Source organism: Micromonospora zamorensis (assembly GCF_900090275.1).
GTDB classification, from domain to species: domain Bacteria; phylum Actinomycetota; class Actinomycetes; order Mycobacteriales; family Micromonosporaceae; genus Micromonospora; species Micromonospora zamorensis.
This window is the reverse complement of the sequence record NZ_LT607755.1, coordinates 6,014,585-6,036,972: the sequence shown is the minus strand read 5'-3', so window position 1 is coordinate 6,036,972 and position 22,388 is coordinate 6,014,585. Positions and strand designations below refer to the sequence as shown.

At 71.6% G+C, this 22,388-nt stretch carries 22 protein-coding genes, 2 tRNA genes and 1 other RNA gene; 13 read left to right on the top strand and 12 right to left on the bottom strand.

Annotation, left to right across the window (positions count from 1 at the left end; translation table 11 throughout):
• Positions 1–81 precede the first annotated feature (81 nt).
• A complete protein-coding gene (locus GA0070619_RS26990) occupies positions 82–1,062 on the top strand; it encodes a DMT family transporter (RefSeq protein ID WP_088950623.1) in 981 nt (326 codons plus the stop codon).
• Positions 1,063–1,162: 100 nt separating this feature from the next.
• Here the strand turns inward: GA0070619_RS26990 and GA0070619_RS26985 are convergent, their stop codons facing one another.
• Positions 1,163–2,233 (bottom strand): PHP domain-containing protein, encoded by a 1,071-nt coding sequence (locus GA0070619_RS26985; RefSeq protein WP_088950622.1) that lies wholly within the window; start codon positions 2,231–2,233, stop codon positions 1,163–1,165.
• Positions 2,234–2,262: 29 nt separating this feature from the next.
• Entirely contained in the window at positions 2,263–3,024 is a 762-nt protein-coding gene (locus tag GA0070619_RS26980; RefSeq protein ID WP_088950621.1) for a M23 family metallopeptidase, read from the bottom strand.
• Between the two features lie 64 nt (positions 3,025–3,088).
• On the opposite strand from GA0070619_RS26980, the gene GA0070619_RS26975 reads away from it, so the two are divergent.
• From GA0070619_RS26975 to GA0070619_RS26965, 4 genes are all read left to right on the top strand, one after another.
• Positions 3,089–3,481 carry a hypothetical protein gene (locus tag GA0070619_RS26975; protein WP_371409844.1) on the top strand — a complete coding sequence of 131 codons (393 nt, stop codon included), beginning with the start codon at positions 3,089–3,091 and terminating at the stop codon, positions 3,479–3,481.
• Positions 3,482–3,623: 142 nt separating this feature from the next.
• A complete protein-coding gene (locus GA0070619_RS32900; RefSeq protein WP_172862128.1) occupies positions 3,624–3,791 on the top strand; it encodes a hypothetical protein in 168 nt (55 codons plus the stop codon).
• 118 nt (positions 3,792–3,909) lie between these two features.
• Positions 3,910–4,437, top strand: a complete 528-nt coding sequence (locus tag GA0070619_RS26970) for a tRNA adenosine deaminase-associated protein (protein ID WP_088950620.1) — start codon at positions 3,910–3,912, stop codon at positions 4,435–4,437.
• Positions 4,438–4,582: 145 nt separating this feature from the next.
• Positions 4,583–5,029, top strand: coding sequence for a nucleoside deaminase (locus GA0070619_RS26965; RefSeq protein WP_172862243.1), 447 nt, complete (start codon positions 4,583–4,585; stop codon positions 5,027–5,029).
• A 202-nt stretch (positions 5,030–5,231) separates the two neighbouring features.
• Here GA0070619_RS26965 and deoD read toward each other — a convergent pair whose 3' ends face one another.
• Positions 5,232–5,939, bottom strand: a complete 708-nt coding sequence (gene deoD, locus GA0070619_RS26960) for a purine-nucleoside phosphorylase (protein WP_074315244.1) — start codon at positions 5,937–5,939, stop codon at positions 5,232–5,234.
• Between the two features lie 75 nt (positions 5,940–6,014).
• On the opposite strand from deoD, the gene GA0070619_RS26955 reads away from it, so the two are divergent.
• Both GA0070619_RS26955 and GA0070619_RS26950 read left to right on the top strand, forming a co-directional pair.
• A tRNA-Ser gene (locus GA0070619_RS26955) sits at positions 6,015–6,101 on the top strand.
• 192 nt (positions 6,102–6,293) lie between these two features.
• Positions 6,294–7,421 (top strand): FG-GAP repeat domain-containing protein, encoded by a 1,128-nt coding sequence (locus tag GA0070619_RS26950; RefSeq protein ID WP_088950618.1) that lies wholly within the window; start codon positions 6,294–6,296, stop codon positions 7,419–7,421.
• A 66-nt stretch (positions 7,422–7,487) separates the two neighbouring features.
• On the opposite strand, the gene GA0070619_RS26945 is transcribed toward GA0070619_RS26950, so the two are convergent.
• Entirely contained in the window at positions 7,488–8,237 is a 750-nt protein-coding gene (locus GA0070619_RS26945) for an SDR family oxidoreductase (RefSeq protein WP_088952077.1), read from the bottom strand.
• A 56-nt stretch (positions 8,238–8,293) separates the two neighbouring features.
• Entirely contained in the window at positions 8,294–9,211 is a 918-nt protein-coding gene (locus GA0070619_RS26940) for a TIGR03620 family F420-dependent LLM class oxidoreductase (RefSeq protein ID WP_231927168.1), read from the bottom strand.
• Positions 9,212–9,337: 126 nt separating this feature from the next.
• Here GA0070619_RS26940 and GA0070619_RS26935 point away from each other — a divergent pair, with 126 nt between their 5' ends.
• A complete protein-coding gene (locus GA0070619_RS26935) occupies positions 9,338–9,970 on the top strand; it encodes a TetR/AcrR family transcriptional regulator (RefSeq protein ID WP_088952076.1) in 633 nt (210 codons plus the stop codon).
• 4 nt (positions 9,971–9,974) lie between these two features.
• Here GA0070619_RS26935 and GA0070619_RS26930 read toward each other — a convergent pair whose 3' ends face one another.
• Positions 9,975–10,910, bottom strand: a complete 936-nt coding sequence (locus GA0070619_RS26930) for a TetR/AcrR family transcriptional regulator C-terminal domain-containing protein (RefSeq protein ID WP_088950616.1) — start codon at positions 10,908–10,910, stop codon at positions 9,975–9,977.
• A 182-nt stretch (positions 10,911–11,092) separates the two neighbouring features.
• Here GA0070619_RS26930 and GA0070619_RS26925 point away from each other — a divergent pair, with 182 nt between their 5' ends.
• On the top strand, positions 11,093–12,703 hold the full coding sequence (locus GA0070619_RS26925) for a carboxylesterase/lipase family protein (protein ID WP_088950615.1): 1,611 nt from the start codon (positions 11,093–11,095) through the stop codon (positions 12,701–12,703).
• A gap of 54 nt (positions 12,704–12,757) precedes the next feature.
• Here GA0070619_RS26925 and GA0070619_RS26920 read toward each other — a convergent pair whose 3' ends face one another.
• The 3 genes from GA0070619_RS26920 to GA0070619_RS26910 form a co-directional block, all read right to left on the bottom strand.
• Positions 12,758–15,196: a hypothetical protein gene (locus GA0070619_RS26920; protein WP_157744088.1), complete on the bottom strand. Its 2,439-nt coding sequence runs from the start codon at positions 15,194–15,196 to the stop codon at positions 12,758–12,760.
• Between the two features lie 158 nt (positions 15,197–15,354).
• Entirely contained in the window at positions 15,355–15,849 is a 495-nt protein-coding gene (locus tag GA0070619_RS26915; protein WP_172862127.1) for a hypothetical protein, read from the bottom strand.
• 92 nt (positions 15,850–15,941) lie between these two features.
• On the bottom strand, positions 15,942–16,496 hold the full coding sequence (locus GA0070619_RS26910) for a hypothetical protein (RefSeq protein WP_088950612.1): 555 nt from the start codon (positions 16,494–16,496) through the stop codon (positions 15,942–15,944).
• A gap of 134 nt (positions 16,497–16,630) precedes the next feature.
• Here GA0070619_RS26910 and GA0070619_RS26905 point away from each other — a divergent pair, with 134 nt between their 5' ends.
• Positions 16,631–17,269 carry a DUF1349 domain-containing protein gene (locus tag GA0070619_RS26905; RefSeq protein ID WP_088950611.1) on the top strand — a complete coding sequence of 213 codons (639 nt, stop codon included), beginning with the start codon at positions 16,631–16,633 and terminating at the stop codon, positions 17,267–17,269.
• 58 nt (positions 17,270–17,327) lie between these two features.
• Here the strand turns inward: GA0070619_RS26905 and GA0070619_RS26900 are convergent, their stop codons facing one another.
• Together GA0070619_RS26900 and GA0070619_RS26895 are read right to left on the bottom strand one after the other, a co-directional pair.
• Positions 17,328–17,519, bottom strand: coding sequence for a DUF397 domain-containing protein (locus GA0070619_RS26900; RefSeq protein ID WP_088950610.1), 192 nt, complete (start codon positions 17,517–17,519; stop codon positions 17,328–17,330).
• A complete protein-coding gene (locus GA0070619_RS26895; RefSeq protein ID WP_088950609.1) occupies positions 17,510–18,277 on the bottom strand; it encodes a helix-turn-helix domain-containing protein in 768 nt (255 codons plus the stop codon). The genes GA0070619_RS26900 and GA0070619_RS26895 overlap by 10 nt, the downstream gene beginning before the upstream one ends.
• Before the next feature lie 190 nt (positions 18,278–18,467).
• Between GA0070619_RS26895 and GA0070619_RS26890 the strand changes: the two genes are divergently transcribed.
• Positions 18,468–18,710: a flavin reductase gene (locus tag GA0070619_RS26890; protein ID WP_088950608.1), complete on the top strand. Its 243-nt coding sequence runs from the start codon at positions 18,468–18,470 to the stop codon at positions 18,708–18,710.
• Positions 18,711–18,805: 95 nt separating this feature from the next.
• Here the strand turns inward: GA0070619_RS26890 and GA0070619_RS26885 are convergent.
• Positions 18,806–18,890: transfer RNA gene (locus GA0070619_RS26885), tRNA-Ser, on the bottom strand.
• Between the two features lie 82 nt (positions 18,891–18,972).
• On the opposite strand from GA0070619_RS26885, the gene ffs reads away from it, so the two are divergent.
• Together ffs and GA0070619_RS26875 are read left to right on the top strand one after the other, a co-directional pair.
• An RNA gene (ffs, locus tag GA0070619_RS26880) (signal recognition particle sRNA small type) lies at positions 18,973–19,062 on the top strand.
• 244 nt (positions 19,063–19,306) lie between these two features.
• Entirely contained in the window at positions 19,307–22,366 is a 3,060-nt protein-coding gene (locus GA0070619_RS26875) for a DNA polymerase III subunit gamma and tau (protein WP_088950607.1), read from the top strand.
• The last annotated feature ends 22 nt before the right edge of the window (positions 22,367–22,388 follow it).

Genomic DNA, 22,388 nt, shown 5'->3' with positions numbered 1-22,388 from the left:
TGTTCAGCAACAGGTTCCGGCAGCGTGTGACGTCCGAAAAGGCGTGCGACATTGTCGGAGCGCTACGGCAGAGTGTCAGGGGTGAACGCCGATACCACTCCTGACAAAGCGCCAATCCGTTCCTGGTTGCCAGGCTTCGTCGCCCTCGCCGCGATCTGGGGCTCCAGCTTTCTCTTCATCAAGGTCGGGGTGGCCGAGCTGCACCCGGTCCAGCTCACTCTCTACCGGGTCGTCGCCGGCGCGTTGACCCTGCTCGTCGTCCTCGCCATGCTGCGCGACCGGCTGCCCCGAGAGCCTCGCGTCTGGGCACACCTGAGCGTCGTCGCCGCGTTCGGTGTGGCAGTGCCGTTCACCCTCTTCGGCTACGGCGAGCAGCGGGTCGAGTCGATGCTGGCCGGCATCTGGAACGCCACCACGCCGCTGATCGTGCTGCCGTTGGCGGTCCTGGTCTTCCGCACCGAGCGGCTGACCGTGCGCCGTGCGGTCGGGCTCGGGCTGGGCTTCCTCGGTGTGCTGGTGGTGCTCGGGGTATGGGAGGGCATCGGTGGGGCCCACTTCACCGGCCAGCTGATGTGCTTCGGTGCGGCCGCCTGCTATGGCGTCGCCATCCCGTACCAGAAGCGGTTCGTCGCCGGCAGTGCGCACTCCGGCCTGTCGCTGTCCGCCGCGCAGCTGCTGCTCGCCGCCGGGCAACTGGCCATCGTCACCCCGTTCGTCGCCGGCATGCCGCCGCTGCCCACCGAGCTGTCGGCGGGAGTGGTGGCCAGCGTGTTGACCCTCGGCGCGCTCGGCACCGGGCTCGCTTTCGTGATCAACATGCGCAACATCCGGGTGGCTGGCGCGAGCACCGCCTCCACCGTCACGTACCTGATCCCGATCTTTGCGGTGCTGATCGGCGCCGTGGCGCTCGACGAACGCCTCAACTGGCACCAACCGGTCGGCGCGTTGATCGTATTGCTCGGGGTCGCGGTCTCGCAGGGCGTGTTCGGCCGCCGACAGCCCCGGCCGGTGGTCGGGGTCGGCGCGCCCGCAGCACCCGCCGCCGAGCCGGTCCGCCACTGAGGCCCGCCGTGCCGCCGGGGCAGCGGCTGGGAGGGGTTGGTCCCTGGAGGGCCGGTCACCGCCGGCCGGCCCGCGGAAGGGGGCGGGCGGGGCGTCCAGGTCAGGCGTGGTTGTGGGTCCAGTCCACGAGTTGCTCGGCGGACCAGGTGTTGACCACCCGGTCGGCGGGGACGCCGCAGAGGGCGGCCCGTTCGCAGCCGAACCGTTGCCAGTCGAGCTGGCCGGGCGCGTGGGCGTCGGTGTTGATGGCGAACCGACAGCCCGCCTCCAGCGCGCGGCGGATCAGCCGCTTCGGTGGATCCTGGCGCTCCGGCCGAGAGTTGATCTCGACGGCGGTGTCGTGCTCGGCGCAGGCGGCGAAGACCGCGTCCGCGTCGAAATCGCTCTCCGCCCGGGTCCGGGCCCGGTGACCCCGGTCGCCCGGGCCGGTCACTCCGGCCGGGCGGGACGACACCATCCGACCGGTGACATGGCCGAGGATGTCCAGGTGCGGGTTGGCGACCGCGGTCAGCATGCGACGGGTCATCTTCGACCGCTCGTCCTTGAGGTTGCTGTGCACCGACCCGACCACCACGTCCAGCCGGGCCAGCAGCTCGTCGTCCTGGTCGAGTGAGCCGTCCGCGAGGATGTCCACCTCGATCCCGGTGAGGATCCGGAAACCCTCGGGCAGCGCCGCGTTGACCTGCGCGACGTGGTCGAGTTGCCGGCGCAGCCGGGCCGCGGTCAGGCCCCGGGCCACCGTCAGTCGTGGCGAGTGGTCGGTCAGCACCAGGTACTCGTGGCCCAACTCCACAGCGGCCAGCGCCATCTCCTCGATCGGCGAGCCGCCGTCGGACCAGTCCGAATGGGTGTGGCAGTCGCCCCGCAAAGCGGCGCGTAGCGCCGTCGCCTCGGCATCCAGGTCGCTGCCCTCGGTCGCCACCAACCGCCGCAGGTAGACCGGCTCCTCACCGGCCAGCGACTCCGCCACGCAGCGGGCCGTGACGTCACCAACCCCGGCCAGCTCGGTGAGCGTGCCGTTGCCGGCCCGGTCGGCCACCTCGGTCGCAGGCAGGCCGGCCAGCGCCTTCGCCGCCGACCGGAACGCCCGGACCCGATAGGTGGCCTCGTTCGCACGCTCCAACAGGAACGCGATCCGGCGCAGGTCGGCGATGGGGTCCCGGGCCTTCATCCCACCGAACCTAGTCGGTGCCGCGCCGGTCAGGGAGCCTTCGGACAGCCGTGTTTGCGCTGCCACGCGGTGACCTCGGTGGCCGGTTCCCGATTGCCGCCGCGTCGCCAGGAATCCAGGTAGCGGGCCGGCCAGAGCACCCCGCGCCGAATCCACCAACCGTCCTTGCCCGCACACGGCGGCGAGATGCCGAAGTGCACGTGGCACACGTTGTTGGCGTTGCCGGTGCGCCCCACCTTGCCGAGCTGCTGCCCGGCGCGGACCCGCACCCCGGCGTCGACCCCGCCGGACACGGCACTCAGGTGCGAGCCGTAGTAGCGCACCCCGTCGTCGCCGAGCAGGGAGACCGACAGACCGCCGTTCTCCGGGCCCTGCGGCCCTCGCTTCGAGTACCGGTCGACCCGACTCACCTCCAGCACCGTCCCGTCGGTCACCGCGACGAACGGTTCACCACAGTCGGCGAAGAGATCCGTGGCCGGATATGCCCCGTGCGTCGGGTGGTAGTCGACGTTGCCGGCGCGTACCGGGAAGACATGCCGCAGCCCGGCGCGCGGTGCCGTCGCCGACGGCCCGGCGGACGACGGTGTCGAGGCCGGGGTCGGGGTGGCAGCCGACGGCGACGGTGCCGCCGGCTGCTCGGCGGTCGCCCAGACCGCCGGCGGCGTGGGCGCGGCGCCGTCGGCCGGCACCCCCGGCCGGGTCGTCGCGCAGCCGGCGGCCAGCACCGGGACGAGCAGCAGCAGGATCGGGTACGCCGGACGCGCGCGGCGGCCGATCGTCGGCGACGGCATCCGGTCATCCTGGCAGAGCCGGTACCGTGGGCACGAGCGACGCGCGTGAGGGAGGGCAGCGACGGTGACCATCGCCCGACCAGAACCTGGCTCGGATCCCGGTGCCTTCGTCCGCCCGGTGGCGCGTATCCCCTCGGGTCTTTTCCCCGCCGGCCCGCCGGCCCGGCCCACCTACCGCGAGCCGCACCCGGTCACCGGCGGTGGTGTCGCCGCTGGCGGCGGCGCGGCGGCCGGTTGGTTCCTGTTGTTCGGGCTGCTCGGCACCGATGTGGCCAGTTACGCGTGGTGGACGGTGGTGGCCGGTCTGCTGGCGTGGCTGACCGCCCTGGTGCTGGTCCGCTATGGCGACCGAGGGGTCGCCACCGGGGTCGCCATCGTCACGGCGGGAGGCTGGAGCATCGCCGCCGCCGTGCTGGCGGTCCGCTGGGGAACCAGCGGTGACTGGCCGTTGTGGTGACCGCCGACTGCGTCACCGACTGCTCCCGTGACAGTGCCGAAACGGCTCCGAAACGAGTGTCCATGACTGCGCCGTGTGCCCGGTTGGCTGCGTAGCGAACGCCGTCTTGACGTGGCCGCCGAGACTCGGCACGCTCGGCACTATGGCCTGGACCACCCCGCGACAGGACCCGGATCGCACCCGCCGCCGCCTTCAGTTGTTGGCCGAGTTGGCGGGCGCCCGCGCGGTCCGTCAGCGCAGCCGACCGCAGCGGCAGCGCACCGAGCGTCTGCGCCAGCTCATCGCCACCCGCCGTCGGGTCGTCGGCTGATCCGACTTTGTCAGGAATGACCGGCGCTTCGGGGCGTTGACCGGTCGCCTGCCGACCCGACCGGCTAACGTGCACGCGTAACGGGTCGGCGTTGTGCCGAGGGGCTATTGGGGGGACCGTGTCGTACTTCGCTGCGGCCGTGGTGCGCGACGACAGTGGCTGGACCGCCGCCGAGGTCAGCCTGCGTGGCGCCACCGACATCGACGAGGTCGCTGACCGACTGCGTGACGTCGACCTGGAGGCCGACGTGTCGCTGTTGTTCGTCGAGGCCGATGACGCCTATCTGGTGGTCCTTCGTCTCGACGAGGGCGACGACCTGCGGGTGTTCGGTTCGGACTCCGCGTTCGCCGAGGAGTCCCCTCTTGGTTCGCTGCTGGTCGGTGACCTGAAGACCTCGGTCACCGGGCTCGACGGCGACGAGGAGCCGCGCCCGGTGACGAGTGGTGACGAGGAGAGCGAGCAGCCCGTCGTCGACCCGGAGGCCGACCCGGTGGGCGATGCCGACCTGCTGGCCAACCTGGGCATCTCCGCGCAGAAGCTGCTGACCCTGTGTACGCACGAGGGCATGATGCCGGCGGACGTCACCGCCGAGATCTGCCAGGTGCTCGGCTGCGTCGACGAGGTCGAGGAGCTGCGTGAGGTCTGAGCCGGCCGACGCCACCGATCCGTCGCTGGAGTCGATCCGGCCCGGGCAGCCGACCCCCGGTGCGGTGGGCCACGCCGGCCCGGGCGCCCACGAGGGCCTGGCCGACCCGGGCGAAGTCGGCCGGCGGCAGCGGCACGAGCTGTGGATGCGCCGCGCCCTGGAGGTCGCCGTCACGGGCGTTGCCGACGCTGCCACCGGTGCCACGGATGTGGACGACGTGCCGGTGGGCGCGGTGCTCTACGGGCCGGACGGGACCGAGTTGGCCATCGGGCGCAACGAGCGGGAGCTGACCGGCGACCCCACCGCCCATGCCGAGGTGCTGGCCCTGCGCCGAGGTGCCGAGCAGGTCGGCCGGTGGCGGCTGGACGGCTGCACCCTGGTGGTCACCCTCGAACCGTGCACCATGTGCGCTGGTGCGCTGGTGCTGGCCCGGGTCTCCACCGTCGTCTTCGGCGCGTGGGAGCCCAAGACCGGCGCAGCTGGATCGCTCTGGGACGTGTTGCGTGACCGCCGGCTCAACCACCGCCCCGAGGTCTACGGCGGGGTGCTGGAGGCCGAGACCGCCGCCGTGCTGCGAGCGTTCTTCCGCTGAGGCCGGGCCGCTCGCCGCTCGCCTCTCGCCGACGTGGGCGCTGGCCGCCGTGTCACCTGGGTGGCTGGATCGGGCTCGCGTGGCGTGGCGCGGGTTGGCGTGGCGGGATCGGGCCGGCCTGATGCCGAAGAGCGTGATGACTGTGAGGCATATTTATGCCACACAGTCATCACGCTCTCCGCGGTGACGCCGCCCGGACGGGTCAGGCGATGATCGTGTCGAGGGCGATCTCGACCATCTGGCTGAAGGTCTGCTCCCGCTCCTCGGAGGTGGTCTTCTCGCCGGTCTTGATGTGGTCGCTGACGGTCAGCACGGTCAGCGCGCGGGCCTTGAAGCGGGCGGCGATCGTGTAGAGCGCCGCCGACTCCATCTCCACCGCCAGCACGCCGTAGTCGGCGAGCGTGTCGTAGAGGTCCGGCCGGTCGGTGTAGAAGGCGTCCGCCGCCAGGATCGGCCCGACGTGCATCGTGATGCCGCGCCGCTCAGCCACCTCGACCGACGTACGCAGCAGCCCGAAGTCGGCCACCGGGGCGTAGTCGATCAGCCCGTCGAAGCGCATCCGGTTCATGTTGGAGTCGGTGGAGGACCCGATGGCCGCCACCACGTCCCGCAGTTGCAGGTCGGTGCTGAGGGCACCACAGGAGCCGACGCGGATCAGCGTCTTCACGCCGTACTCGTTGATCAGCTCGTGTGCGTAGATGGAGGCCGACGGCATGCCCATGCCGGAGCCCTGGACGGAAACCTCGACGCCGTTCCAGCGGCCGGTGAAACCCAGCATGCCCCGGACCGTCGAGTAGCAGGTGGCGCCCTCGAGGTAGGTCTCTGCGATCCACTTGGCCCGCAGGGGGTCGCCCGGCATCAGGACCCGCTCGGCGATCTCGCCCGGCTTCGCGCCGATGTGCGTACTCATGGCAAAGATCCTGCCAGGCCGGCACGGGCGATACCGGTTCGGCGTCGGAACCAGCGGTCCTGTACCCTCGTCGGCGGTGGCGTGTCCGAGCGGCCTAAGGAGCACGCCTCGAAAGCGTGTGAGGGTTAACGCCCTCCGAGGGTTCAAATCCCTCCGCCACCGCTCTGAAGTGCGAAAGCGCCCGGACGATCCGCGAGGATCGGCCGGGCGCTTTCGCCAGTGGTCTCAGCCAATGGGCGAGGTGATCGAGTTAGTGCCGGCTTAACCCGGCGTTATCTCACCGCGCGCGAGGCTCGTCCCTGCCCGGGCGGGCGATGGACCCGGTCCGGGTACATCGTCACGGGAGGATCACGCATGCGAATCCGTACCCTAGGGGTGCCCGCCCTGGTCGTCGCGTTGCTGACGGCCGTCACCCCGGCCGCCGCGGCCGCCGCGACCGCCAGCTTCGGCCCACCGGTCGACGTGGCGACCGGCGCCGTGCCGGGTGCCATGGCCACCGGTGATCTCAACGGCGACGGGCGGCCCGACCTGGCGGTCGCGCACCCGGACGCGGACCGGGTTTCGATCCTGCTCGGCCAGGGGGCGACCGGCTTCCGCGCGAGGAGCGTGGTGGCCCTCGGCGGCGCGCCCCGCTCGGTCGCGCTCGCCGACGTCAACGGCGACGGCCGGCGGGACCTGGTCGCCACGGTCGTCGACATCGGTCTCAACCAGGTGGTGATCGCTCTCGGCCGAGGCGACGGCCGTTTCCACGCGCCTCGGGTGATCGACTTGGCCGTGAACAGCATCCCCCGCAACCTGGTGGCGGCCGACTTCGACGGTGACCGGGACGTCGACCTGGCGCTGACCCTCGCCGGGCGGGAACAGGTCCAGGTGCTGCGCAACGACGGGCGGGGCCGGTTCGCCCTCGGTGCGACTCTGGCGGCCGAGCCGACCGCCAACAACGGGCTGACCGGCGCCGACCTCAATGGGGACGGTCACGTCGACCTGGTGGCGACCGGCGGCGTGTACGGCCGGGTGGTGACCTGGTTGAACACCGGGAACGGCACATTTGCACCCGGGGTGTGGAGGGAACTGGGGAGCGCGCGTAACCCGGCCGTGGTTGCCGACTTCGACACTGACGGCCGGGTCGACGCGCTCGTACCGGGAGCCGAATGGGGTGACGCGCTCTATCTGGCGGGTAACGGCGATGGCACTTTCGCCGAGGAGCGCACCCAATTCTTCGGACAGGGTGAGCGGAACGCGACCGGCGGCGATTTCGACGGGGACGGTCGGGCGGATCTCGCGTTCGGCGGCGGCTACTACGGCGTGCTGGTGGTGCTCGGCAACGGTGACGGCACCTTCCAGGCCCCGATCACCCTGGCCACGCCCAACGTGCCCGGCGTGCCCGTCGTGGACGACTTCACCGGGGACGGGCGCGACGACATCGTCGTGTCGAACGACAGCGGCCTGAGCGATGTCCTCTGGTTCTTCCCGACCGTCTGAACGCCGAGCCGGGGTGGCGGTAGACGAGCGCCCGGTCGATCCGCGAGGACCGGCCGGGCGCTTCGCTCAGAGCTGCTGCTCGCCGCCATCGACGAACAGCTCGCCACCGGTCATGAAGCTGCTCTGGTCGGAGGCGAGGAAGAGCGCCGCGTTGGCGATCTCGTCCGGGTGGGCCATCCGGCGCATGGGCACGCCCGAGGCAATGGACTGGAGCAGGCCGGGGGCCTCCTCGGGGCTGGGCGCCAGACCCGCGAGCCCGGGGGTCTCGGTCGAGCCGGGGACCAGGGTGTTGACTCGGATGTTCCGGCCGACCAACTCGGCGGCCCAGGTGCGGCCGAACGAGCGGATGGCGGCCTTGGACGCGGCGTAGACGCTGAACGCCGGGGTGCCGTTGCTGGCGGCCGTCGAGCCGGTCAGCACGATCGAGGCACCCTCATTGAGCAGGGGCAGGGCCTTCTGCACGGTGAAGACGGTGCCGTAGATGTTGGTGTCGAAGGTGCTGGCGATGTGTTCGACCGTGATCGAGTCGAGCGGGAGGAACTCGCCGCCGCCGGCGTTGGCGAACACCACGTCCAGCCCGGCGCCCCGGTCCTCGATCGCCCGCATCACCCGGTCCAGGTCGTCGAGGTTGCCGACGTCACTGGCGATACCGGTGGCGTTGGTGCCGATGCTGGCCACGGCCTCGTCCAGCGGGCCCTTGCGCCGGCCGGTGACGAAGACGTACGCGCCTTCGGCGGCGAATCGGCGGGCGGTGGCCAGGCCGATGCCCGTGGTGCCCCCGGTGACGAGGGCGGTCTTGCCGTCGAGCTGTCCCACGATGGATCTCCTCTTGTTGCGGTGCGGGTGGTCCGGCCGGCCGTTGCGGCCGGTGGTCAATGGGTTGCGGGGGCCGGGGTGAAGCTCGGCAGGAGGGCGGCCAGGTCGCGCCACTGCGGCAGGGGCAGCGCCGGCCGGCCCGGGTCGTCGGGTCGCAGCACGTGGAGGGCGACGTGGTTCGCGCCCGCGTCCAGGTGCTCCCGGATGCGCGTGGCCACCGCGTCCAGGTCGCCCCACGCGACGAGGGCGTCGATCAGGCGGTCACTCCCGCCGGCGACCAGGTCGTCGTCGGTGAACCCGAGGCGGGCCAGGTTGGCCCGGTAGGTCGGAAAGCCGATGAACATGCCGATCCCCGCCCGGGCGGCAGCGCGGGCCCGCTCCGGGTTCTTGTCGAGGACGACGGCCAGGTGCGGTGCGATCAGCGGCTGCGCCCCCACGCGTTCGCGCTGCACGGCGCTGTAGTCCGGGGTCACCATGAACGGGTGCCAGCCGGCCGTCCGGTCGGCAGCCAGGTCCGCCATCCTCGGCCCGAGCGCACCGAGGATGCGGCGCTCGACGGGAACCGGCCGTGGCGCGGCGTCCAGGGAATCCAGCCAGCGGCTCATCGACTCCACCGGTCGGCCGTAGTCCTGGCCGGCCTGGGCGGCGGAGTGGGCGTTGCTGACCCCGAAGCCGAAGACCGTCCGGGGTCCGTGCGCGGCGTCCAGCGCGGCCAGCCGGTCGCCCAGAGCCGTCGGGTCCTGGCCCCAGATCGCCAGCACTCCCAGTGCGATCGTGGCGTGCGGCGCGGCTCCCAGGAGGTGTCCGACGTCGTCCACGGCCCCGCCACCGTCCAGGCCGGGCACCCACAGTGCCCGGAAGCCCTGTTCGTCGAGTTCGGTCGCCGCGTCCCGAATGGCCGGTTCGGCGGCACCGCGTAGCTCCATGCTCCAGAGCCCGACCGCAGGTAGCGGGGTGTTCAAGTGATTCGCCACGCCGTCCTCCCACCTATTCTGTACCGAGCGGTACGGATCCGACCGTAGCAACCGGCGGCGGCGTCCGCAAATTTCTGTACCGATCGGTTGGGCCGCGGGTAGGGTGGACCCAGGGAGGTGGTGGCCGTGCCAGAGCGAGGGCGACCACGGGGTTTCGACGCCGACGAGGCGCTGGAGCGCGCAGTGGAGGTGTTCTGGCGTCAGGGGTACGAGGGCGCGTCGGTGAGCGACCTCACCGCCGCGATGGGCATCAACAAACCCAGCCTCTACGCCGCCTACGGGGGCAAGGAGGAGCTGTTCCGCAAGGCCGTGGCCCGCTACGCCGAAAAGGACATGGCGTACGCCCGGAGCGCGTTCGCCCAACCCACCGCGTACGAGGTGGTCGCCACCCTGCTGCGGGAGAACGTGCTCGCCGTGACCCGGCCCGACCGTCCGGCCGGGTGCCTCTCGATCCAGGGCGGCACCGCCTGCTCCAGCGAGAACGCACCCGTCGCCGGGTTCCTCGCCGCCAGCCGCCTGGCCGGCGAAGGGGCTCTTGCCGACCGGTTTGCCCGCGCTGTCGCCGAAGGCGACCTACCCGCTCAGGCCGACCCGGTCGCGCTCGCCCGCTTCGTCATGATCGTCAGCGAGGGGCAGGCGGTGCATGCCGCCGCCGGTGTCAGCCGGGAAGACCTGCGACAGGCCGCGGAGATCGCGCTCGCCGGTTTCGCCGCGGCGTCCGGGGCGCGGCTGCCCGAGCAAGCTACCGGGACGGTCTGAGCGCTCAGCGCCCGACCAGTGCCGCCACCCCGTCGAGCAGCCGTTGCAGGCCGAATTCGAAGAGGCTCTCGACGTTGAGGTCGACCGCCGTCCGGGTGAGTCGGGCCAGGTGCGGAAACTCGCCAGCCGCGAGCAGCCCGCCCAGCACGTCAGCCTGGGCGGTCATCCACTCGTCGTCGGTGAGACCGGTGTCCTGTTCCGCCTCGGCCTCCCGTTCCAGGTTGACCGCGGTGCCGCGTACGTGGTTGGCCAGTGCGGCGACCAGGTGGAGCTGGGTGTGCGGGTCCAGGCCGTGCCCGGCGAGGGCTTGCAGCGCCCATTCGGTGTGCGCGACGGCGTGCGGCGCCATCAGTGGGCGGGTCAGCGAGATCACCTGGGCCAGCCACGGATGCCGCTGATAGATCGACCACTGAAGCCGGCAGAGCAACTCCAGTTGGGCTCGCCAGCCGGACGGGATCCTCTGGGGCAGCCGATGCGCGGCGAAGGCCGCGTCCGCCATCAGCAGCAGAAGCTGCTCCTTGCCCCGGATCTGCCGGTACAGCGACATGGTGGGTGCGTCCAACTCGGTGGCGATGCGGCGCATGCTCAGCGCCGCCAACCCCTCGGCGTCGGCGATCTCCATGGCTGCCCGCACCACCTGGTCGCGGGTCAGCCCGTGGGCCGGCCCACGACGGACACTGGCCCGCCCGCTCCGACCGGGTGAGGGCGGCTCGGTGCCGGTCACCACCATGCCCACCCCCGGCACCGCCCGCACCAGGCTCTCCTGTCGAAGGACGGTGAGGGCGCGGCTGGCGGTCGCCATGGCGACCCCCCACTCCCGGACGATCTGCCGGGTGGACGGCACTCGGTCGCCGGGGCTCAACTCGCCTGCCGTGATGCGCCGCCGCAACTCCGCGACGATGCGCAGATAAGGGGGAGTGGACTCGTCGATCTGCGCCACTGTCGCCCTCCCACCGGTCTCCGGGTGACCGTAGCGCACTAGAGCGCCGGCAGGCGTCCCGTCGCATCTCGCATTGCTCCCGCCTCGGCGTACTAGAGCTCCCTGGCCGGGTGGGTCTCAGGTCGACATGCTCGTCCCAACCCGGTGCGTACGCCGTACCGGCTCAGACGATTGGGGAGACCATGACCAGATTCCCGTACCCCCGGTGGGTTGCCGCTCTGGGCGCTGTCGCGCTGCTTGCGCCAGCGACAGCCGTCGGCCCGGCGGCGGCAGACGACCGCCGGAGCGGGGCCGTCGTCCGGACCGACCAGGGCGCGCTGCGCGGCAGTGTCGCGGCGGATCACCTGTCGTTCCAGGGGATCCCGTACGCGCGCCCGCCGCTGGGTCCGTTGCGCTGGGCCCCACCGCAGCCCGGTCCGACATGGACGGGTGTACGGGACGCGACGCGACCGGGTGTTGCGTGCGCGCAACTACAGGGGCTGCCGATGGACACACCGTCGGAGTCCGAGGACTGCCTCTACCTGAACGTCACCACCCCGCGACCGGCCGCGCGATCGCCTCGACCGGTCATGGTGTGGCTGCACGGCGGGGACTTCCGGTTCGGTAGCGGAGACGTGTACGGCGGGCAACGACTGGCGGCCGGTGGCGACGTCATCGTCGTCACGCTGAACTACCGGCTGGGCGCGCTCGGTTTCCTGGAGCATCCGGCGCTGGCCGACGCGGGCGGGATCACCGGCAACTTCGGGTTGCAGGACCAGCAGGCCGCACTGCGCTGGGTGCGGCGCAACGCCGCTGCCTTCGGTGGTGACCCGGGCAACGTCACCCTGTTCGGCCAGTCCGCCGGGGCGACGAGCGTCTGCGCGCAGCTCGCCGCGCCGGCCGCCGCGGGCCTGTTCCATCGCGCGATCATGCAGAGCAACTCGTGCGCCAAGCCGGTCCAGACCCGGGCCGAGGCGATCAGTGCCGCCGAGGAGTTCGCCCGGCGGGTCGGCTGCACCGACCCGGGTGTGGTCGCGGCCTGCCTGCGCGGGCAGGACCCGGCCCTGCTCATCGGGACCGTCGGCTATCCGGGCGCGGGGGTCGACCTCGGCCCGGCCGTCGACGGCCGCACGCTGCCGGTCGACCCGGCGTACGCGCTGACGACCGGGAGGCTGCACCCGGTGCCGGTGTTGACCGGGATGAATCGGAACGAGTCCCGGCTCGTGGTGTGGGGCATCGAGCGCAGCGGGCTCAACTGCGCGGAGCCGCCGAAGCCGGACCAGGAGCCGGAGTCGTGCCCGCTCAGCGACGAGCAGTACCGCGACCAGGTACGCGCCATGTTCGGTGACCGTGCCGAGAAGGTGCTGGCCCGCTATCCGCGCGACGACGCGCAACCGGCCAGCGCGACGTTGGGCGCGGTGCTGACCGATCACGACTACGCCGAGCCGGTCTACTCCGCGGCGGTGGCGTTCGCCCGACGGGTGCCGACGTTCGCGTACGAGTTCGCCGACGGGGATGCGCCGTTCTTCACCAAGGAGCCTGAGCCCACGTTTGCCGCCGGCGCGTACCACTGCGCCGAACTGCCGTACCTGTTCACTGTCGACTACGCCGAGGCGCTCACGCCAACCCAGCGGCGGCTCGCCGACACCATGGTCCGGACCTGGACCGACTTCGCCCGGACGGGGCGGGCGGGCTGGCCCCGACTGGGCAGCGGTTCCCCCTACGTCCGGGTGCTGGCCGATGGCGGCGGGTCGGGCACGACGGATTTCGCGACAGCCCACTCGTACGACTTCTGGCGGGCGTTCGGCCGCTGAACACGTGGTGTCCGGCGAGCCGGCTCTCCGAGCGGAGAGCCGGCTCGCCGCCCGTCACGCGCCGGGGGTGCTGGCGTCGCGGTGGGTCAGCCGATACGTGGCGTCGACACCGTCCGCCTCCAGGATCACCGCGACCGGGCCGTCCGGCAGGGTGCAGGTGATCGTCCGCTCGACGGCGTAGCCGGTCGGGCCGCAGTACCGAATGCCCTTCGAGTCGAATACCGACAAACGAGCGTCACCGGCCCCGTCGGTCCGCGTCCACGTGATCGACTCCGTGGCGGCGCGGGCGTCGGCCGGGATCGAGAGGCAGACTCCGAACCGGTCCGCGCCGGTCGCCACGGTGGCGCCCGTCGCACCCGCCGGCAGGGTCGGGCAGGCAGGCGGGCCATCGGTACGTGCGAACGCGAGCGAGTACGGCCCGTCCGAGGCACCGTCGCGCGAGTTGACCACGGCGAGGAACGGCGCCTGGCCGGTCAGCTCGCAGTGGGCCTGGCGCAGCCCCCAGGACGAGTCGCACATGAAGGCCCCGGTGGAGTCGATCACCGTCACGTCGGGCGAGCCGGCTCCGGTGGCATCGCCGGGAAGCAGTTCGGTGATGACGGAACCGGAAGGGCTGCTCAGCTGGAGGCAGTCGAACTGCGCCGGGGTGGTGAGCTGCCCTCGTACCGGTGCGTCCTGCCAGCCGGTGTCGGAGGCCGGCCGGCAGTCGGACGGCAACCACGGCAACACCGCGAGGTGGTACCGCAGGTTCTCGTCGATCACCGATCCCGGGTCGCCGCCACCGAGCACGAGCGTGTACCTGCCGGCGGCGGGGACCTGGCACCACACGTCCGTGCACACCCGGTGGCCGGTGCTGTCGTAGACGTTCGCGTACTGCCGGTAGTTGTTCTCCCCGACCGCCTTGACCCGGTAGGTGCCGGCGGCGGGGAGGTCCAGGACGCGGCAGCGGACGGCGCCGAGCGGGCCGGCCGGGGCGGTGTTGTACGCCCCGGGCGTGACCGTCGGGCAGCCGGTCGCGTCCGAGAGGGTGTGCACCTGCATCCGGTAGGTGAGGTCGGTGTCCTCAGGGTCCCACCGCGAGAGGTAGGAGACGACCCGGTAGGTGCCGGTCGACGGGAGGACACAGCCGTCCTCCTCCGATGATTCGGTGCAGATGACGGCACCCTGCTCGTCGGCGAGCCAGGAGGAGACGTCGTTGTACCGGTCCGGGGCGCGGTAGACCATGACCCGCTCACCGGCCTCGCCGTGGAACGGCTGGCAGTTGGTCTGCACGGCTGAGGTCTGGTGCACCGTCAGGGTCGGCTGATCCCACGCGAGCCCGGTGGGGGTGGCGCAGCCCTCGGGCTGGTCGAGCCGGGCCACCGCCAACCGGTAGGCGGCCGGTTCCCAGTTCCAGTTCTGCAACACCAGCGTGTAGGAGCCGGCCGTCGGTGCGGCGCAGGACCGCGAGGAGTCGAACTCCGTGCACACCACCTGTCCCGCGTCGTCGTACACCCGCCAGTCGAGGTACTGGTTTGCGTACTGATCCATGCGGACGAGCAGGCGGCCGGGGGTGGTGACCCGCAGCGCTTGGCAGCTGATCCCCTGGTTCGGCGGCACGGTGCCGGTCCCGACCGCCGAGTCCGGGTCTCCGAAGGCGGCCAAGGGCAGGGCCGGGCATCCGACGGACTGCGAGATCCGCGGCATCTTGAGGGTGTAGGCAGCCTTGTTGCCGTAGGTCTCCTCAAGGAAGAGCCGGTACGGCCCGGCGCCCTGGAGCGTGCATTCCGTGGGATAGCGCACCGAGCAGACCGGCTGGAACTGCCCGTTGAGGATGCGGCCCTGGATGTCCTCGGCGCCGCCCGGGTCGGCCAGGTGCAGGACCGTGTCGGCGGGCTGCTTGAAGGTGAAGCAGCGGGCGGCCAGCCCGGCGGGCAGCGTGCCGCTGCGTCCGGTCGAGGCGAAGGAGAAGAAGCTCTTGGGCAGATCGGTGCAGGTGGAGGGGGTCCGCATCGACTCCGCCGACAGCGAGTAGGCGCCCTCGCCGGTGTTGTAGCTGAGAGCCACCGTCACCGTGTAGGTGCCCGCGGCGTCGAGCTCGCAGTCCGTCAGGTAGGAGCTGACGTAACAGACGTTGGCGCCATCGGGGCCTTTGACTTCGGCGCCGACGCTGTCACCCGAGATCTGTCGAAGCCGAATGAACAGGGTGTCCTGGTCAACCGTGGAGGTGATCGTCCAGGTCTGCTTCGCGGAGCCTGCGATCGAGGCGCAGTTCGTGACCTTGCCCAGCGGAAGTTGTCCGCCACAGGTGGCGGATGTGCTGTCGACCTTCGGCGGGGTCTTGGTGGCCCGGGCCGGAGCGGGGGGCGCAGGGGTGACCGGTGCTTCCGCCGGCACGGTTGCCGGGCGTGACTGCTCGGTCGTTGTTGCCGGTCGGGCCGACGGCTCGCCCGTCGGGGCGGCGGTGGCAGGAGCGGCCAACAGGCCCGTCCCGGCGGCGCTGAGGGCGGCCACAGCCGTGCACCTCAGCAGGTGTCTCCACAGTGGTTTGAACATGGTTGTCCGCACGCTTTGCTCCCCGTGAGAGTCGCGCGATCTGCGCGAGCGAGGAGATAGTTTCACGAAGGTCGATCACCGACAATCGGCTTGTCGGGCCCTCGCTGACCGGCGGCTCAGCAGGGGCCGACGCCCTCGTCGAAGAGGCGGCGGGCCCAGTCGGCGTACCCCGCGATGGTTTTTCGGACCGTGCGCCCGTCGTGCAGGAACAGGTACGCGCGGTCGCCGCTGCGGGCGAGCAACCCGTCGAGACGGTGCGTCCCCTGTGGAGCATCGAGTCTGGTCACCAACTGGTAGCGGGCCCAGACCTGGTCGACGGGCGAGCCCACCGTTATGCCCTCCGGTGTCCGCATCGGGTCGCCGACCCAGAGCAGCACCAGTCTGTCGTCCATGAAGACCGGGCTGACCGTGTCGTGGCCGACGAGCATCGGCCCGCAGGCGTCCAGGCTGGTACGCAGGATGCCGCGCTGGGTCAGCTCATCCTCGGTGTCACCGAACTCGATGTTGCGCAGGCCGTTCAGGTCGATGATCTCCACGCTGCCGGCGGGCCGGCCGTGCGGGATCGACCCGGTTGGCGGTACGCCGCTGCCAGCGATCGAGGCAGCCGTCATCAGCATGGCTATAAAAGCAAATTGTCGCAATTTCATGGAATCCCCCAGTCCCCAACGGAACGAGGGCGCTCAGGTTGCTGGCGTTCGCCGGATTACTGATTTTCCCACTGTTCGACCAGCTCATCCCAGTAGTCGGCGCTGAGTCGACGCCGCCCGTGCGCCAGCCAACCCTCGGTGTTGCGCTCCAGGTGCAACCCCAGTTCGGCGAACGGGTCGATCCACTCGCCGGGCTCGACACCGAGCCGGGTCAGCGCCGCGTTGATCGGCCACTGCTCGCGCGGCGCGTCCAACACGTCGTCGAAGCCTGGGCCCCACGACAGCGTCCCGCCCAGCCACACCGCCGCCGACTGGTAGCCGGTGCCACCGCCGAACTCCGCCTCCAGGTATGCCACCGGCCCCGCCTCTGACCAGCGGGTCAGCGACTCGGTCAGCGTCGGCGACAGCACCAGGCCGAACGGGTGCTCGGTGCTCCGGTCGTCCGTCGCGAAATCCGGCAGCGACCCGGTCAGCTCCACCACCAACTGCGGCGTGACCGGCAACAACCCGAAATCCTGGCGCAGCTCGCCGAGGACCGCGTGATCCAGCTCGGCGGTCTGCTCGCGGAGCAGCTCGGCGTCCGCGACCACCGCGCTGAGCTGGTAAGCCATCAGACCCTCCGCCGTCCACAGCCTGTGGATAGAACATGTGTACGACGGTTTCCGGCGAGCCGGCGTCGATTCCCGGACCGTACCCGCCCAGCGGCGACAGACTCCCTGCCGGGACCCGTTGTACGGTCCTGGTCATGGCTGACCAACTGACCGTCCCCGGTGTGCCGTCTCCGCTCGTGCCCTCACCCGAGGGGCTCTGGCGGGTGGACGAGACGACCGGCGCCGTGACGGTGTCGGCGGAGCCGCGCACAGACATCTTCATCGACCCGAGCGGAGTCGGCGTCGACGGGGACGAGAACGCCGCGCCCATCCTCAACGCGGCGACGCTGCTGGGTGACCTGCCGCCGGAGGGTGACTTCCAGTTCAGCGCCCGGGTCAGCGTCGCCTTCGCCGCCACCTTCGACGCCGGGGTGCTGCTGATCTGGCGTGACGAGCGGTGCTGGGGCAAGTTGTGCTTCGAGTTCTCACCCGAGGGTGAGAACTCGATCGTTTCCGTCATCTGCCGTGGTGTCGCCGACGACGCAAACGCCTTCGTCGTGGCGGACCGATCGGTGTGGCTGCGCGTCTCGCGAATTGGCCGGGTCTACGCGTACCACGCCTCAGTCGACGGCACGACCTGGCAGTTGATCCGCGTGTTCAGCTTCGACGGCGAGACGACCCGCGACCGGATCGGCTTCGCCGGCCAGTCGCCGACCGGCGACGGGTGCAGCATGACCTTCGACGAGATCAGCTTTCGGCCGGAACGCCTCGCCGATCTCCGCGACGGCTCCTGACACAAGCCCTGTCCACAGCCTGTGGATAGAACATGTGTACGACGGATTGAGGCCCTGGTCAGAGCCGCATGGCGAGCCGGCTGACGAACGCGCGCCAGGTCGCCGGCGCGAAGGTGAGCGCCGGGCCGGTCGGGTCCTTGGAATCCCGTACGCCGACGACGCCGGGCAGGTTGTCGGCGACCTCGACACATGCGCCACCGTTGCCGCTGCTGCGGCTGCTCTTACGCCACCGTGCGCCGTTCAGCTCCATGTCTGCGCCACTTCCCTCATCAGGTCGACCGACTGCCAGTGGGACAGCGCCTCCCCGCGCACGTTCTCCCATGCCGCCATCATGGCCGCGATGTCCTCGGGGTCGCTAGCGACTTGTCCCTGGAGTTGGTTGTCCAAGTAACCGGCGACCCGGTGGTCATGGCTGTGTGCGATCACGAACGGGCCGTTCAACCCGGCGTAGGCGCCGACCGCGCTGGGCACGACGTGCACCCGGATGTGCGGCTCGGCGCACGCCGCGACGACGGCCAACAGTTGCTCGCGCATTGTCGATCCGCCGCCCACCGGGCGACGGATGACCGCCTCGTCGACGACCGCCGTGAACTGCGGCGGGTCATCTCGCCTGAGCACGCCCTGCCGGCCGAGCCGGACCGTGAGGTGCCGCTCGATGTCACCCCGGGGGATCAGGCCCGCGCCGCTCAGCACCGCCCTGGCGTACGCCTCGGTCTGCAACAACCCCGGCAGCACGGTCGACTCGTACCAGCGCAGTGACACAGCCTCGCGCTCGATCTCCTGCCACGGACGAAACCAGATGGGGTCACGACGTCTTGAAGTGTCCGGCCAGATGTCCGACACGTCCTTGTGAAGGGCCTCGGCTGCCGCCAGGCGGTGCCGGGGGTGCGGGATGCGCCCCTCGGTCAACCAGCGCCCCACGGTCTTCGGGTCGACGCCGACCGTCTCGGCGAGGGATTCGGTGGTGTGCCCGGTGTCGCTGAGCGCCACCCGAAGCGCATCGTTCACGGCACCTCCATCGGATGTCTCGAATATCTGAGGACCATATCGCTACGCGGTGTACCTGTCCGGTGACGCGCCAGAGAGTGGTCCGCAGAAGACGGCGTGACCGGTGGAGGCGCAGGAGCCCGGCGGTCGGCGTCAGTCCGGGGGTCGCCCCGACGGGGCGACCCCCGTCCACCGCGAAGGAGGTTCGCCTGTGCCCCGCCGCCGCTACCGGAACCATCTGCCGACCCGACCCACCTGGCGCTGCGCGGCGTGCGGCATCGCCTGGCCGTGCTCGGCGGCGAAGCTGCGGCTGCTCGGCGAATACCGGCACGACCGGCTGGCGTTGACCGTCTACCTGGCGACGCTCCACGCCGAGGCCAGTGATCAGCTCAGCGAGGTTGACCCAGGTCGGCTGACCGACCGCTTCCTGTCCTGGGCCCGCGCCCGCGCCTGAGGGGGAAGGCGCACCGGGTTGGATGCGGGGCGCGGAGACGAGTCAGGGCCGGTCCCCAGTGGGGCCGGCCCTGTCGGTCGTGCAGCTCAGACGAGCGGAGGATACGAGATTCGAACTCGTGAGGGTGTAAACCCAACACGCTTTCCAAGCGTGCGCCCTAGGCCTCTAGGCGAATCCTCCGCGAGCCAGGATACAGGCCTCCGTCGGCCGGGCCACCCCACCACCCCCTGAAGATCGACGGGCGGTCGGGTAGGCTGGGCGGCACCTCCCGTGCGGCGGTATCTCGTGAACCTCCCCAGGGCCGGAAGGCAGCAAGGATAAGCGAGCTCTGCCGGGTGCACGGGAGGCCTTTTTGTCTGTGGGCCGGTTGATCCACTCGACTTCCGTGATGTCGGGTGTCCCGGCCACGCGGGCACCGCGGTTTCCAGGAAGCCGAGTCGATCAAGCGCGGCGCAGCGTCGGTCAGGCGCGGCGCGGGGTCGATCAAGCCCTGGCGGCCCGGTCGATCAAGCACGGCAACCCAGGCGCCCGGGGTGGTGGGTGGTCACCCGCGCCCGACCGGCGCAGAATGGCTCGGTCGAGAGGAGGCGGGACGAGTGACGCTGGCGCTCTACCGCAAGTACCGGCCGCGTACCTTCGCTGAGGTCATCGGTCAGGAGCACGTGACCGAACCGCTGTCGCAGGCGCTGCGCAGCGGGCGGCTCAACCACGCCTACCTCTTTTCCGGCCCGCGCGGCTGTGGCAAGACCACCAGCGCCCGGATCATGGCCCGCTCGCTCAACTGTGAGCAGGGCCCCACTCCCGAGCCGTGCGGCAAGTGTGACTCCTGCCGCTCGCTGGCCACCGACGGTGCCGGCTCCATCGATGTGATCGAGATCGACGCGGCAAGCCACGGTGGCGTCGACGACGCCCGCGAGCTGCGCGAGCGTGCCTTCTTCGCGCCGGCCAGCAGCCGCTTCAAGATCTACATCATCGACGAGGCGCACATGGTCTCGACCCAGGGCTTCAACGCCCTGCTCAAGCTGGTCGAGGAGCCCCCGGAGTACGTCAAGTTCATCTTCGCCACCACCGAGCCGGAGAAGGTCCTCGGCACGATCCGGTCGCGGACCCACCACTACCCGTTCCGGCTGTTCCCGCCGAAGGTGGTCCGCCCGTACCTGGAGCAGCTCTGCGAGGCGGAGGGGGTCACCGTCGAGCCGGCGGTCTTTCCGCTGGTGGTGCGCGCCGGTGGCGGCAGCATGCGGGACAGCCTCTCCGTGCTCGACCAGCTCATCGCCGGCGCCGGCGCGGAGGGGGTCAGCTACGCCCGGGCCGTCGCGCTGCTCGGGGTCACCGACTCGGCGCTGATCGACGAGATGTGCGACGCGTTGGCCGCCGCTGACGGCGCCGCCGCGTACGCCACCGTCGACCGGGTCGCCGAAGCCGGGCACGACATGCGCCGGTTCGCCGCCGACCTGCTGGAACGGCTGCGCGACCTGATCGTGATCCAGCAGGTGCCGGACGCCGCCGCGAAGGGTCTGATCGACGCCCCGGGCGACCAGATCGAGCGGATGGCCGCCCAGGCTTCGCAGCTCGGCTCGGCCACGCTGTCCCGCTGCGCCGACATCGTGCACGACGGCCTGGTGGAGATGCGTGGCACCACCGCGCCCCGCCTGCTGCTGGAGCTGATCTGCGCCCGGATGCTGCTGCCCGGCGTGGACGACTCCACCGGCGGCCTGCTCCAGCGCCTGGAGCGGATGGAACGTCGGCTCACCCTGAGCGGCACCGACGCGCCACCGGCCGCCGCCGGCTTCGCGCCAGCAGCCCACCCGGGGGTACGCCCACAGCAGGCCCCACCGGTCCCGGCTGCCGCAGGCCCCGCACCCACCAACGCCCCGACCTCCGCACCGCCGTGGGAGGTCGACCCGGCGGCGTCCCCGACCCGGAACGCCGCCGACCTGAGCGCTGCGGTGTCGAGTGCTCCGGCCTCGGCCGGCCGGGTCCCGACCGCTCCGGCGTCGAACGCACCGGCTTCGGGCGTCCCGACCTCGGGCGCGCCAGTGTCGGGCGTGCCGGCCTCGGCCGCCGACTCGCCCATCCCGGCGTCACCCGGTGCCACCGTCGGGTCGGCACCCGCTGATCAGGGCGCACCTGTCTCGCCCGCCGGGCCGGGCGCCGGCTCACCCGCCCAGCGTCGCGTGGTGCCGCCGTCGGCGGTGCTCCCCGACCCGGCCACGCCCGTGCCACCGCGACCGGGTGCGCCGGCTGCCGCGTTGGACGCGGTCGCGGTCCGCCGCGTCTGGCCCGACGTGGTCGGCAAGGTCAACCGGACCAACAAGCGGATCGCGGCCCTGATGCGCGACGCGGTCGTACGCGAACTTGACGGCGACATGCTGGTGCTGACGGTGAAGTCGACAGTGCTGGCCAAGATGATGGCCGACCATGCGGCTGTGCTGACCGACGCGCTCTACGAGGAGTTGGGCGGGCGCTGGCAGATCCGCTGCGAGGTGGCCGGTGAGCGCGGTGGCGTGTCGCTGTCCGGCTCGCAGCGCTCACAACAGGCCGCTCCGGCCCGACCCGCCGCCAGCCCGACGAGCGCGCCGCCGGCCGCGCCGACTGCTGCCAGCCCGACGGCCGCACCGATCGCTACCAGCCCGGCGAGCGCACCACCCGTCGCACCGATTGCTACCAGCCCGACGAGTGCATCACCCGTCGCACCGACTGCTGCCAGCGCGGCGAGCGCGCCGCCCGTCGCACCGACCTCGACCGGTGCCGCTGGGCCGACTCATGCGCCGTCCAGCGCAGCGAATGCGACCGGCGCCACCGGCCCGGGTGCGCGCGGCGCTGTCGGCGTGAACGGAAGCGGCTCCGGTGCGGGTCAGCAGGGCGCAGCACCGCGCACCGCTGCGGATGATCACGGTGCAGGTCGGCAGGGCGGAGCCCAGCCCGCTGCCGCAGACCGTGCGGGTGGGCCGGGCGCAGCGCAGCCCGGCGCAGCCGATGACGAGGACGACTGGCCGGAGGCGGCGCGCCCCGGCGGCGGTGCCTCCGCCGCGGCGGCGACCGATGACGAGGACTGGCCGGAGGCCGCCCGCCCCGGCGGCGCGTCGGGCGACGGATCAGGTGCCGACGCCGCGTCGGGCGGCTCCGGCTCGGCCCCCGCATCGGCCAGCGCGACCGGCGGCAGCACGAACGGCGGCAGCACGAACGGCCGCACCGCGAACGGCCGCACCGCGAACAGCGGTGGACCAGGTGTTGCGGGTGGCACCGGCGCATCGGCCGGTGGCGGTAAACCGGGCGGACGGGACAACCCGACACCGGCGGCCCGGCAGCCGGCGACAGCCGGTAACGCACCGGTGAGCAGCGCCATCGCCGCGGCTCGCGCGGCGGCGGCGGGGCGCGGTGCGCGTACCCCAGCGGCAGCCCGGCCCGTCGCGGACGCCGAATGGGCGGGCGAGCCTCCCTACGACCCGGACTTCGACGGCCCGACGCGCGGTGGTCGGCCGGGCGGGGCGGCGCCGGCGACCCCGGTCTACGAGGGGTTCGACCCGGGCGACGAGCCGTTGGACGAGGTCATCGACGAGAAGACCGCCCGGGAGTCCAGCGAGGAGCAGGCGGTACGGCTGCTCCGGGAGACCTTCGGAGCGGAAAAGATCAACGAGGTCGACGCCCGGTAGGGGACTGCGTCGCGGCGATCGG